This window comes from Bacillus cereus group sp. BfR-BA-01430, assembly GCF_022663115.1.
GTDB classification, from domain to species: domain Bacteria; phylum Bacillota; class Bacilli; order Bacillales; family Bacillaceae_G; genus Bacillus_A; species Bacillus_A cereus_BD.
Map to the genome: position 1 here is coordinate 69,080 of NZ_JAKUEW010000013.1, position 12,631 is coordinate 81,710.

Here is a 12,631-nt window from a genome sequence, read left to right on the forward strand (position 1 = left end):
AAGCATGCAAACCTTTTTGTTTGCATGCTTTTTCATTATGCGCTTGCAGATTCTTTTTTCATATCGTCTTCGAGAACGCGAACAAATTGCCCTTCATTATATGGATAACCAGCTTTTGTAATTTTCACTTTTACTAGTTTCCCAATTAATTCTTCTGATCCTTCAAATACAACCTTCAAGTAATTATCTGTATATCCTACATATAACCCTTCACGATCACCTTCTTTGAATGGTTCTTCTGGAATAATTTCCAGAACTTCCCCTTCAAACTGAGAAGCATATTCTTTCGCTAATTGATTTGATAATTCAATTAAACGATGAACACGCTCATTTTTCACTTCTTCAGGAATTTGATCTTCCATGCGTGCCGCAGGTGTTCCAGTACGCTTAGAATATGGGAAAACGTGCAGTTCAGAGAAACGGTTTTCTTTAATAAAGTTATATGTTTCCATGAACTCTTCTTCTGTTTCACCCGGGAAACCAACGATTACATCCGATGTAATCGCAAGGCCTGGCAACGCCTCTTTTAAGCGATTTAAACGCTCTTGGAAAAATTCCATTGTATATTTACGACGCATGCGTTTTAATACCGTGTTAGAGCCAGATTGAAGTGGAATGTGTAAATGGCGTACAACCACTTCAGATTTATCTAATACTTCAATAACCTCATCAGAAATTTGACTCGCTTCAATAGAAGAAATACGAAGGCGCTTCAATCCCTTTACCTCTGCTTCCATGTCACGAAGTAATCCCGCTAAGTTATAGTCTTTCATGTCTTCACCGTATCCACCTGTATGAATACCAGTTAGGACAATTTCTTTATATCCTGCATCCACTAATTGTTGCGCTTGTTTAATGACTTCTTTTCCATCACGAGAGCGCATTAAACCGCGTGCCCAAGGAATAATACAGAACGTACAGAAGTTATTGCAACCTTCCTGGATTTTTAAAGATGCGCGTGTACGATCAGTAAAGTATGGTACATCCAATTCTTCATATACACGTGTTTTCATAATGTTACGTACAGCATTAATTGGTTGACGCTCTTGACGATACTGTTCAATATAACCTAGCATTTTTTCGCGATCTTGAGTACCAACAACGATATCTACACCTGGAATTGCCATAATTTCTGCTGGAGAAGTTTGTGCATAACAACCTGTTACACAAATAACAGCATCCGGATTATGTCTTACTGCACGGCGAATCACTTGACGGCTTTTTTTATCACCTGTATTTGTTACAGTACATGTATTAACGACATATACATCTGCTGTTTTTTCAAAATCTACTCTTTCATAACCACTTTGTTTAAACAATTGCCAAATTGCTTCTGTTTCGTAGTGGTTTACTTTACAACCTAACGTATGGAACGCAACAGTTGCCATTGATATCACCCCATCAATTCAAAATGATAAGAAGCGGCGCTTAACGCATAGAGCGGTGCCGTTTCTGTTCTTAAAATTCTTGGTCCTAAACTACATGGTACAAATTTATATTCACGAAGTGCGGATACTTCTTCCTCACTTAAACCACCTTCTGGACCAAATACAATGAGCAGTTTTTGGCCAGGTTCAATTGCTGTAAGAGCTTTTGCAAAATTTGCTTTTTCACCTTGCTTCGCCTCTTCTTCATAGGCAACAAGACAAACATCATACTCTTTACTCATTTCAAGCAATTGTTTAAATGATACTGGAGCATATACATGCGGAATTTCTGTCCGGTGAGATTGCTCCGCAGCTTCCTTCACAATCTTTTTCAAACGTTCCACTTTTTTATCCGCTTTTTTCGCATCCCATTTCACAATTGAACGCGATGCTTGAAATGGTAAAAATGCAGCTGCCCCAAGCTCAGTTCCTTTTTGAAAAATTAACTCAAGCTTGTCTCCTTTCGGCAGTCCGCTGGCAATCGTTACGAGTATAGGTAACTCGCTCGATGTCTCTATCCATTCTACAATAGCGCTATCGACAAATTCATTGGTAATTTCAGCAATTGTACACTCTGCTGTTTTCCCATTTACACAACAATAGATGTGGTCTCCAGCTGACATACGCATCACTCTGGCAATATGATGCACATCATCGCCAACGATACGAATATTTGTACCATTTACATTCTTCTCTTCTACAAAATAACGTTGCATCTCATCACCTTAGTAAAGTTTCGTTCCTTTCGTAAGCCCATACTTACGAAAAGAACGAAACATTCTCATTTTAATAGAACAAACGGCAAGTCCCTCACCTTTATAGCGAGAGACTTTTCCGTTCATATATTCATAAAATATATATTACGCATTTCGTGCAATGATTGCTACCCAATCTTCCATTCTTAACACTTCTTTAATTGTAAATCCAGCTTTCTCTAGCGCTTCGGAAATTGTTTTTTCCTTAGCTGCAATAATGCCAGACGTAATAAATAATCCGCCTTGCTTTACAACCCTTGCTGCATCTTCAGGGAACATAAGGATAATTTCCGCAAGTAAATTTGCTACAATTAAATCGACCGGACCTTCAATACCTTCTAACAAGCTATTTTGTCCTACAGATACAACATCATCTGTTTTATTTAATCGGACATTCATCTCCGCACTTTCAACTGCTACTGGATCTAAATCATAAGCTTGAACAGAAGCTGCCCCTAGTTTAGCCGCCGCAATACTTAATACTCCTGAACCAGTCCCAACGTCAATGACTGTATCCCCAGGCTTTACTGTTTTCTCTAACGCACGAATACACATCGTTGTCGTTGGATGCGTTCCTGTCCCAAAGGCCATACCAGGATCTAACTCAATAATCTTTTCATCTGGAGAAGAAGCTGTATAATCTTCCCACGTTGGCACAATTGTAAATGTATCAGAAATTTGAACTGGATGATAATATTTTTTCCAAGCAGTAGCCCAATCTTCCTCATCAACTTCATTAATTGTAATGTTCCCTGTACCAATTTCAATGTCGTAAGACGGAAGTACATCAATAGATGATTTTACACTTGCAATTGTCTCGTGTAAAGAATCCGTTTGCGGGAAATACGCTTTTATTACTACTCCATCCGCTGGATACTCAGCTGGGTTGAGCGCATAAATTTCACCATACTGTTGCTCACGCTCTTTTGTAAGCTCTGCTGGATCTTCAATCGCTACACCGCTAGCACCTGCTTCGTGTAAAATATGAGAAACAGCTTCTACCGCTTCTTCTGTTGTATGAATACTAACTTCTGACCATTTCACAATTTACCAACTCCATTTTTCGTTTCCATTATTCTCCTTTGAAAGCTCGTTTAAGCTTTCCAAACAAGCTGTCATCTTGGTCTTCTTGCCCTGCAAATTCACGCAATAATTCTTTTTGATGCGCTGTTAATTTTGTCGGTACCACAACGCGAACGACTACATATTGGTCTCCTTGACCATAACCGCGTACATTTGGAGCACCTTTTCCTTTTAAGCGGAATTCTGTACCTGTTTGTGTTCCTGCTGGAATTTTCAGCTTCACTTTTCCATGAACAGTTGGCACTTCCACTTCATCACCAAGTGCTACTTGCGCAAACGTTAATGGCATTTCACAAATAATATGATCTCCATCACGCTCAAAGAATTCATGCTCTCTTACACGAACAACTACATATAAATCTCCCGCTGGTCCTCCATTTACGCCAGCTTCACCTTTACCAGCGACACGAATTTGTTGACCATTATCAATACCTGCTGGAATTTTAACGTTAATTTTCTTACGTTTACGTACTTTTCCAGTTCCGTGACATGTTGTACATTTTTCTTTAATCATTTGGCCTGTTCCTGAACAATGTCTACATGTTTGACGATTCACAATGCGACCAAATGGTGTGTTTTGTTCTACACTGATTTGACCTGTTCCTGAACAATGTTTACATGTTTCTTTTGTAGTTCCTGGTTTAGCCCCACTACCATGACATGTATCACAAGGGTCTTCTACTGGGATCTCCACATTTAATTCTTTACCAAAAATTGCTTCTTCAAACTCTAGCGTCACTTGATATTGTAAGTCTGCACCTTGACGCGGTGCATTTGGATCACGACGTCTACCGCCTCCGCCAAAGAACGAGCTAAAGATATCTTCAAATCCAAAACCACCACCAAAGTCTCCGCCACCGAAACCTTGATTTGGACCAGCGTGACCAAATTGATCATACTGCGCACGTTTTTGCTCATCACTTAGCACTTCATATGCTTCTTGAACTTCTTTAAATTTTTCTACTGCATTTTCTTCTTTACTTACGTCTGGATGATATTTTTTAGCCAAACGACGATATGCTTTTTTAATTTCATCTTTTGAAGCACTTTTGCTTACACCAAGCACCTCATAATAATCTCGTTTACTCATAAAATCGTAACCCCCGAATCGTTCACATAAACGTAATTTTAACATTGAAAGAAAGTGCTTTGCAACAAACTTCCCTCTCTTACAATATGCAAAAAGAAAAACGTAAGAGCCTTCTGAAAAGACTTAGGCCCTTATTAAGCCTTATTCGTGAAAAAAGCCAAAGTCAAGGCACGCTTGACTTTGACTTTTTGTCATCTTACTTATGCTATTTTACTTTATTATTTATCTTCTTTTACTTCTTCAAACTCAGCGTCAACTACATTGTCATTTTTTGCACCAGCGTTTCCTTGTGCACCTTCTGCTTGCTGAGCACCAGCAGCTGCTTGAGCTTGCTCATATAATTTTACAGTTAATTGTTGTACGATTTCTTGAAGAGCATCTTTTTTCGCACGAATATCATCAAGATCATTTTTCTCAATCGCTGCTTTTAATGCATCTTTTGCTTCTGTTGCTTTTGCAACTTCAGCTGCATCTACTTTACCTTCTAAATCTTTTACAACTTTATCTGTTTGGAATACAAGTTGATCTGCTTCGTTACGAAGTTCAACTTCTTCTTTACGTTTTTGGTCAGCATCAGCGTTTGCTTCTGCTTCTTTTACCATACGTTCTACTTCTTCATCAGAAAGACCTGAAGAAGATTGAATTGTAATTGCTTGTTCTTTATTTGTTCCTAAGTCTTTTGCACGTACGTTAACGATACCGTTCGCATCGATGTCGAATGTTACTTCGATTTGTGGAATACCACGTGGTGCTGGTGGAATATCAGTTAACTGGAAGCGACCTAATGTTTTATTATCTGCTGCCATTGGACGTTCACCTTGTAATACGTGAATGTCTACTGCAGGTTGGTTGTCAGCTGCAGTTGAGAACACTTGTGATTTGCTTGTTGGAATTGTAGTGTTACGCTCAATTAATTTTGTAAATACTCCGCCCATTGTTTCAATACCTAAAGAAAGTGGAGTTACATCTAATAATAGAACACCTTCTACATCACCAGTAAGCACACCACCCTGTACAGCAGCACCTAATGCTACTACTTCATCAGGGTTAACACCTTTGTATGGTTCTTTACCAGTTTCACGTTTAATTGCTTCTTGTACAGCTGGAATACGAGTAGAACCACCAACAAGAATAACTTTATCTAACTCACTTGCAGAAAGACCAGCGTCTTTTAATGCACGACGAGTTGGTTCTAAAGTTCTTTCAACAAGGTTCGCTGAAAGTTCTTCGAATTTCGCTCTTGTTAAGTTTAGTTCTAAGTGTAATGGACCAGCAGCTCCAGCACTAATGAATGGTAATGAAATTTGAGTTTGTGTTACACCAGAAAGATCTTTTTTCGCTTTTTCAGCAGCATCTTTCAGACGTTGAAGCGCCATTTTATCTTGGCTTAAATCAATATTGTTTTCTTTTTTGAATTCAGCAACTAAATAATCGATGATCACTTGGTCAAAGTCGTCACCACCAAGACGGTTGTCACCAGCAGTTGAAATAACTTCGAATGTTCCATCTGCTAACTCAAGGATCGATACGTCGAATGTACCTCCACCTAAGTCATATACTAGAATTTTTTGCTCTTCATCTTGTTTTTCTAAACCGTAAGCAAGAGCAGCTGCTGTTGGTTCGTTAATAATACGTTCTACTTCTAAGCCAGCGATACGACCAGCGTCTTTTGTTGCTTGGCGTTCTGCATCGTTGAAGTATGCTGGTACTGTAATAACAGCTTTTGTTACTGGCTCACCTAAATATGCTTCAGCAGAAGCTTTTAAGTTTTGTAAAATAATCGCAGAAATTTCTTGAGGTGTATAGTTTTTACCTTCAACTTCTACTTTGTAGTCTGTACCCATATGACGTTTAACAGACATAATTGTATTTGGGTTTGTAATTGCTTGACGTTTTGCAACTTCCCCAACTTGACGCTCATCATTTTTGAATGCTACAACAGAAGGTGTTGTACGGTTGCCTTCTGGGTTTGGGATAACCTTTGGTTCTCCACCTTCCATAACAGCTACACAAGAGTTTGTTGTACCTAAGTCAATACCGATAATTTTACTCATGGCGAAACCTCCTACATTTATGTAAATTATTGATTTACTTTTACCATTGATGGGCGAATCACACGGTCCTTCAGTTTATAACCCTTTTGGAATTCTTCTACAACCGCGTTGGATTCAAATTCACTGTCTTCTACTTGCATAACAGCTTGATGCTCATGAGGATCAAACTGCTTTCCAACAGCTTCAATCACCTCAATACCTTCTTTATTTAACGCTTCTAACAACTGACGATACACCATTTCCATCCCTTGTAATAAGGATTTCATTTGCTCATCACTTGCTTCCACTTGCATCGCTCTTTCAAAATTATCAAGAGCAGGTAAAATATCTGATACAAGACTTTGCGCTCTATATTTTTCCGCCGCTTGCTTATCAAGTTGAACACGGCGTTTGTAATTTTCAAAATCAGCTTGTAGACGCAACATACGACCTTCCGTTTCCGTCAATTTCGCTTGCAATTCATCTACTTTTTCTTGTAAAAGAGCTGCCTCACTTTTTTCTTCTACTACAGTTTCTTCAGCTGTTTCTTCTGTTACAGATTCTTCACTGTTTTTTTCTATAGTAGCTTCTTCAGTTTGCGCTTCTTTTGTCTCTTCAACCACTTGTTCGTTACGCTCTTCCACAACTTTCACCTCCTTAAAAGTGTTCAAGTGCTCACGTTGAGCATGAGCACTCAAGCATATATTTATGTTACACACCAGCAATGATTATCTTTCATTACTCGAGCGAATTTATTATTTTGATTTATACAGCCCATTTAACCCCTCTGTAAATTGTTTTGTAAATAATTGTAAAAGAGTGATAACTCGGGCGTAATGCATTCTCGTCGGACCTAATATTGCAATTGTTCCAAGCTGTTCTTCTCCAACAGAATACGTCGCAGAAATCAAGCTACAATCTTCCATTGCCATTGAGGAATTTTCCCGTCCAATGTTCACTTGAATTCCTACTTGCTTCTTACGTAAAATATCGTAAAATTCAGCTTCATTATCGATCATTTCTAACAAAGAACGTACCTTTTGAATATCATGGAACTCTGGCTGAGCAAGCATATTAGCTTTTCCTCCAAAGTATATCTTTTCCGATAAAGGCACTTGAAATGTACCGTCTAATATTTTCATTGCGCTATCATAGTTATGGAGATACCTGTGTAGAACTGTCACAACTTCTTTTACAATTTTATTGTGTAATTCTACCATTGGTACGCCAGATAGTTTTTCATTTAAAATATTAACCATTTTTTCTAAATCTGATAAATCAACAGATTCCGGAACGGTAATCGTTTTGCTTTGTACATGCCCTGTATCAGTTACAATAATTGCGACTGCTGTCTTTTGGCCCAGCGGAATAATTTGTACATTTTTGAGCTTATTTGTACTCAATTTCGGCCCAAGAACGATTGCCGTATAATTTGTGAGTTCTGACAAAATTTGAGCTGATTGCTGTGCAACCTTTTCCGCTTCAAAAATTCTTTCAGCAAATAAATCCCTAATTTGTACAATTTCCTCAGTGGACAAGTGTTGTGGCGCTAATAGATGATCTACATAAAATCGGTATCCTTTTTCTGAAGGAATACGTCCTGAAGAACTATGTGTTTTTTCAATAAACCCTAATTCTTCTAAATCGGCCATCTCGTTTCGAATGGTAGCCGAACTAAATGTAATTTCATCTTTTTTAGCTAACGTTCTTGATCCAACAGGCTGTGCTGATCCGATAAAGTCATCAATGATTGCTTGTAAAATTAAGAGCTGACGTTCCGTAAGCATCTCATCATCACCTCTGTTAGCACTCTTTATCTCCGAGTGCTAAATCTATTACTAACTTACCAAAATTGACATTCAATTGTCAACGGAAACGTCAAGAATTCGTGAAACTTTTTCCACAGAAACAATTTCATTAATCCACTAAGAATGATTGAAACACTTCATTTCCTAGTAACTTCCCTGTTCTTGTCAAACAAACATGACCATCCTTCTCCTCAAGTAATCCATGCACTTTATTATGAACCAATTGATTCGCAAAGATGTCCTCCATCTTCACCCCAAACTTCTGCTGGAATGCTTTTTTTGAAACGCCTTTTGTTTTTCGAAGTCCCAAGAACAATTCTTCTTCCATTCTCTCTTTTTCTGTTACTTTATGAACATCTAGATAAGGGAACCCCGTTTCATCGATTTTAGCAAAATATTGTTTCAATGGACCAACATTTTGAATTCGTTCACCATTTACATAGCTATGTGCCCCAGCACCGAACCCATAGTAAGTTTCATTATTCCAGTATGTGAGATTATGTCTACTTTCATGACCTTCTTTTGAAAAATTACTAATTTCATACTGATGATACCCATGTTTCTCCATTTCATCCATTACCATCTCGTACATTTTTGCCTCATGTTCTTCACCTGGTAGGCGTAATTTCCCTTTGTTCATTAAATTGTAAAATACCGTTTTCGGTTCAACAATTAAAGAATACGCCGAGAAATGCTGCACTCCAAGTGTAAAAGCGATATTTAACGTTTCTTTTACATCTTCAATTGTTTGTCCTGGCAGTGCATAAATTAAATCAATATTAATATTTGTAAACCCTACTTCTTGCGCTTCACGAATGGCAACAAACGCATCTTCTCTCGTATGCTTTCGTCCGATTTTTTCCAATAGTTCATCTCGAAATGTTTGTACGCCAAAACTAATCCGGTTCACGCCTCCTTCTAATAGAAGGTTTAACTTTTCTTTTGGTAAATCTCCAGGATTCGCTTCAAACGTTACTTCACAGTTTGGAGCAAACGGTCGTAAACGACGATTTATAATATCAAGCAATTTTTTTGTCTGCTCCATATTTAACGCTGTCGGTGTTCCTCCTCCTACAAATATCGTTTTCATCTGCTCAAAAGGAACCTTTTGCACCGTATTCACGATTTCCTTTTCCAAATACTCTAAATATTGATCAACAGGCTGACGCTCAATAAATACTTTATTAAAATCACAATAGTGACAAATATGCTGACAAAACGGAATATGGATATATGCAGCTTGCATCAAATTTTACTCCTACCTTTCTAAAAAGAAAACCTCCGCGTTTCGGAGGCCCTTTACTTCTCTAATCCATCACGAATTTGTTTCATTCGCATTTTTCCCCAATCATACATCATTTCGACGATTGGTAAAAGCGTCATGCCTAAATCCGTCATAAAATACTCTACACGAGGTGGCACTTCTGGATATACTGTCCGGTCCACAATCCCATCTTCCATTAATTCCTTTAATTGATTTGATAGAACTTTATGAGAAATATTTGGAAACAATCGTTGTAACTCACTGAAGCGATGAGGTCCCTCTACCCCTAGGTGCCAAAGAATTACAACCTTCCACTTCCCACTAATAATAGAAAGCGTCAGTTCCTTCTCACAATTAAAATCACCATTTTTTATTTTTTCTTGAATATCTTTGCGAATATTTTCAGACATGAGTCGTCTCCTAACTTTTCTTACATAGTTACTTTTTCGTTACCTTGTCACTCAAAAGTGCATTCTTCCCTATTACACTTTTATTTCTTACAATAAATAGTGTCATCACTATTGTAAAGGAGAGATATAAAGATGTCTAAAAAAGTATTAATGTTAACTGGCGACGCCGTTGAAGCATTAGAGGCTTACTATCCATATTACCGTTGTCTTGAAGAAGGATTTGATGTAACAATCGCTTCTCCAACAAATACAGAAAAATTACACACTGTTGTTCATGACTTTGAGGATTGGCAAACTTTCACAGAGAAACGCGGCTATCAACTTGAAGCGCACGCGGCTTTCGAAGATGTAAACCCTGAAGAATACGATGCTTTAATTATTCCTGGCGGACGCGCTCCAGAACATATCCGTATGCATCCTAGTTTCCCACATCTTGCCAAACATTTCTTTGAAGCAAATAAACCAATTATGATTTTATGTCATGCCGCTGTTGCTTTAACAGTAATTAAAGATGTTTTAAAGAACCGCGAATTAACAGCATATACAGCTTGTCGTCCAGAAGTTGAAGCATGCGGTGCAACTTACGTACAAACTCGCTTCCATGTTGACAAAAATTTAATTTCTGGTCACGCATGGAACGATCTTCCACAACTTATGGGCGAATTTATTCGTCAACTAAAAAATAAAGGAAACCGCTAAAGCGGCTTCCTTTTTTATTTATCATCGTCCATTCGTAATACAGCCATGAACGCTTCTTGTGGTACTTCTACCGACCCAACAGACTTCATGCGCTTCTTACCTTCTTTTTGTTTTTCAAGCAATTTACGCTTACGAGAAATGTCACCACCGTAACATTTTGCAAGTACGTTTTTACGCATCGCTTTAATTGTAGAACGCGCTACAATTTTATTTCCGATTGCAGCTTGAATTGGTACTTCGAACTGCTGTCTTGGAATTAATTCTTTTAACTTGTCTACGATTATTTTACCGCGATCATACGCAGAGTCTCGATGTACGATAAATGATAATGCATCGACGTGTTCTCCATTTAATAAAATATCCATCTTCACGAGCTTAGACGCTTGATATCCAATTAATTCATAATCAAATGAAGCATATCCTTTCGTATTCGATTTCAGCTGATCAAAGAAATCATATACAATTTCTGAAAGCGGAATCTCATACGTTAATGTAACACGTGTTTCATCTAAATATTGCATATCAATAAACGTACCGCGTTTTCCTTGACAAATTTCCATAACCGCACCTACATAATCGTTCGGCACCATAATAGACGCTTTTACATACGGCTCTTCTACACGATCAATAGACTGTGGATCAGGCATATTAGATGGGTTATCTACAACAATTTCTTCACCATTTGTTAAATACACTTTGTAAATAACACTTGGTGCTGTTGTGATTAAATCAATTTTAAATTCACGTTCAATACGCTCTTGAATAATTTCCATATGAAGAAGTCCTAAGAAACCGCAGCGGAAACCGAAGCCAAGCGCTTGTGATGTTTCTGGTTCAAACTCTAAAGCCGAGTCATTCAATTGCAGCTTTTCTAACGCTTCACGAAGATCGTTGTAACGAGCTGTATCGATTGGATATAAACCACAGAATACCATCGGATTTAATTTACGATAACCTGGTAATGGTTCTGCTGCTGGACGTTTCGCATGTGTAATTGTATCACCAACACGCGTATCTCCTACGTTTTTAATAGATGCCGCTAAGAAACCAACATCACCTACCGTTAACTCATCTCGCTGCGTTGTTTTCGGTGTAAATACACCAACTTCTGTTACTTCAAACTCTTTACCAGTTGCCATCATGCGTACTTTATCGCCGACTTTTACTGTACCATTTACAACGCGGATATATGCGATTACACCGCGATACGGGTCATATAAAGAGTCAAATATCATACATTGTAGCGGCTCTTCTGGGTCACCATCTGGAGCTGGTACTTTCTCCACAATTTGTTCTAAAATTTCTTCAATACCAATTCCTGCTTTTGCAGAAGCAAGCACAGCTTCTGAAGCATCCAATCCAATTACGTCTTCTACTTCTTGACGAACACGTTCCGGATCAGCACTTGGCAAATCAATTTTATTAATAACCGGTAAAATTTCTAAATCGTTATCCAATGCTAAATATACGTTCGCTAACGTTTGTGCTTCAATTCCTTGCGCTGCATCCACAACAAGAATTGCCCCTTCACAAGCCGCTAAACTACGAGATACTTCGTACGTAAAGTCGACGTGTCCTGGCGTATCGATTAGATGAAGAATATATTCCTCACCATCTTTCGCCTTATACGTTAATTGAACTGCATTTAATTTAATTGTAATACCGCGCTCACGCTCTAAATCCATAGAGTCAAGCAATTGAGCTTTCATTTCGCGCTGTGTTAACGCATTTGTTTTCTCTAAAATACGGTCTGCTAACGTTGACTTTCCGTGGTCAATGTGAGCAATGATAGAGAAGTTACGAATTTTGGACTGTCTTTTTGCTCTTTCTTCTTTGTTCATCTATGTTCTCAACTCCTAATAGTCTCGCCAATATACACTAGCACTGATTATATCAATAGAGCAGCAAAGATTCAATGAAAACTCGTGCTACTTGCAAGACAAATCATTCTACCTTTATCTTATGCGAGTACATATTAAGAGACAAATCTTTTTCAAACAAAGAGCTCGTCATATACGTATAACTTTTTGGACGAGCTGAACAAAAATAATAAATACCAATT

Annotated in this window: 11 protein-coding genes; 1 reads left to right on the forward strand and 10 read right to left on the reverse strand. The window is 38.1% G+C overall.

Annotation, left to right across the window (positions count from 1 at the left end; all coding sequences use genetic code 11):
- Nucleotides 1–35: 35 nt before the first annotated feature.
- From mtaB to MR058_RS18475, 9 genes are all read right to left on the reverse strand, one after another.
- Complete coding sequence (mtaB, locus tag MR058_RS18435; RefSeq protein ID WP_242145337.1) at nucleotides 36–1,388, reverse strand: tRNA (N(6)-L-threonylcarbamoyladenosine(37)-C(2))-methylthiotransferase MtaB; 1,353 nt, start codon at nucleotides 1,386–1,388, stop codon at nucleotides 36–38.
- A 5-nt stretch (nucleotides 1,389–1,393) separates the two neighbouring features.
- Entirely contained in the window at nucleotides 1,394–2,143 is a 750-nt protein-coding gene (locus MR058_RS18440; RefSeq protein ID WP_242145338.1) for a 16S rRNA (uracil(1498)-N(3))-methyltransferase, read from the reverse strand.
- 144 nt (nucleotides 2,144–2,287) lie between these two features.
- On the reverse strand, nucleotides 2,288–3,226 hold the full coding sequence (prmA, locus tag MR058_RS18445) for a 50S ribosomal protein L11 methyltransferase (protein ID WP_242145339.1): 939 nt from the start codon (nucleotides 3,224–3,226) through the stop codon (nucleotides 2,288–2,290).
- 28 nt (nucleotides 3,227–3,254) lie between these two features.
- A complete protein-coding gene (gene dnaJ / locus MR058_RS18450) occupies nucleotides 3,255–4,355 on the reverse strand; it encodes a molecular chaperone DnaJ (RefSeq protein WP_242145340.1) in 1,101 nt (366 codons plus the stop codon).
- Between the two features lie 218 nt (nucleotides 4,356–4,573).
- Nucleotides 4,574–6,409 (reverse strand): chaperone protein DnaK, encoded by a 1,836-nt coding sequence (gene dnaK, locus MR058_RS18455; protein WP_242145341.1) that lies wholly within the window; start codon nucleotides 6,407–6,409, stop codon nucleotides 4,574–4,576.
- 26 nt (nucleotides 6,410–6,435) lie between these two features.
- Nucleotides 6,436–7,032 (reverse strand): nucleotide exchange factor GrpE, encoded by a 597-nt coding sequence (grpE, locus tag MR058_RS18460; protein ID WP_242145342.1) that lies wholly within the window; start codon nucleotides 7,030–7,032, stop codon nucleotides 6,436–6,438.
- A 111-nt stretch (nucleotides 7,033–7,143) separates the two neighbouring features.
- Nucleotides 7,144–8,175, reverse strand: a complete 1,032-nt coding sequence (gene hrcA / locus MR058_RS18465; RefSeq protein WP_242145343.1) for a heat-inducible transcriptional repressor HrcA — start codon at nucleotides 8,173–8,175, stop codon at nucleotides 7,144–7,146.
- 130 nt (nucleotides 8,176–8,305) lie between these two features.
- Nucleotides 8,306–9,445: a radical SAM family heme chaperone HemW gene (hemW, locus tag MR058_RS18470; RefSeq protein ID WP_242145344.1), complete on the reverse strand. Its 1,140-nt coding sequence runs from the start codon at nucleotides 9,443–9,445 to the stop codon at nucleotides 8,306–8,308.
- Between the two features lie 50 nt (nucleotides 9,446–9,495).
- Entirely contained in the window at nucleotides 9,496–9,870 is a 375-nt protein-coding gene (locus MR058_RS18475) for a winged helix-turn-helix transcriptional regulator (protein WP_242145345.1), read from the reverse strand.
- Between the two features lie 132 nt (nucleotides 9,871–10,002).
- Between MR058_RS18475 and MR058_RS18480 the strand changes: the two genes are divergently transcribed.
- Entirely contained in the window at nucleotides 10,003–10,569 is a 567-nt protein-coding gene (locus MR058_RS18480; protein WP_242145346.1) for a DJ-1/PfpI family protein, read from the forward strand.
- A gap of 14 nt (nucleotides 10,570–10,583) precedes the next feature.
- Here MR058_RS18480 and lepA read toward each other — a convergent pair whose 3' ends face one another.
- Nucleotides 10,584–12,410, reverse strand: a complete 1,827-nt coding sequence (lepA, locus tag MR058_RS18485; protein ID WP_242145347.1) for an elongation factor 4 — start codon at nucleotides 12,408–12,410, stop codon at nucleotides 10,584–10,586.
- Between the last annotated feature and the right edge of the window lie 221 nt (nucleotides 12,411–12,631).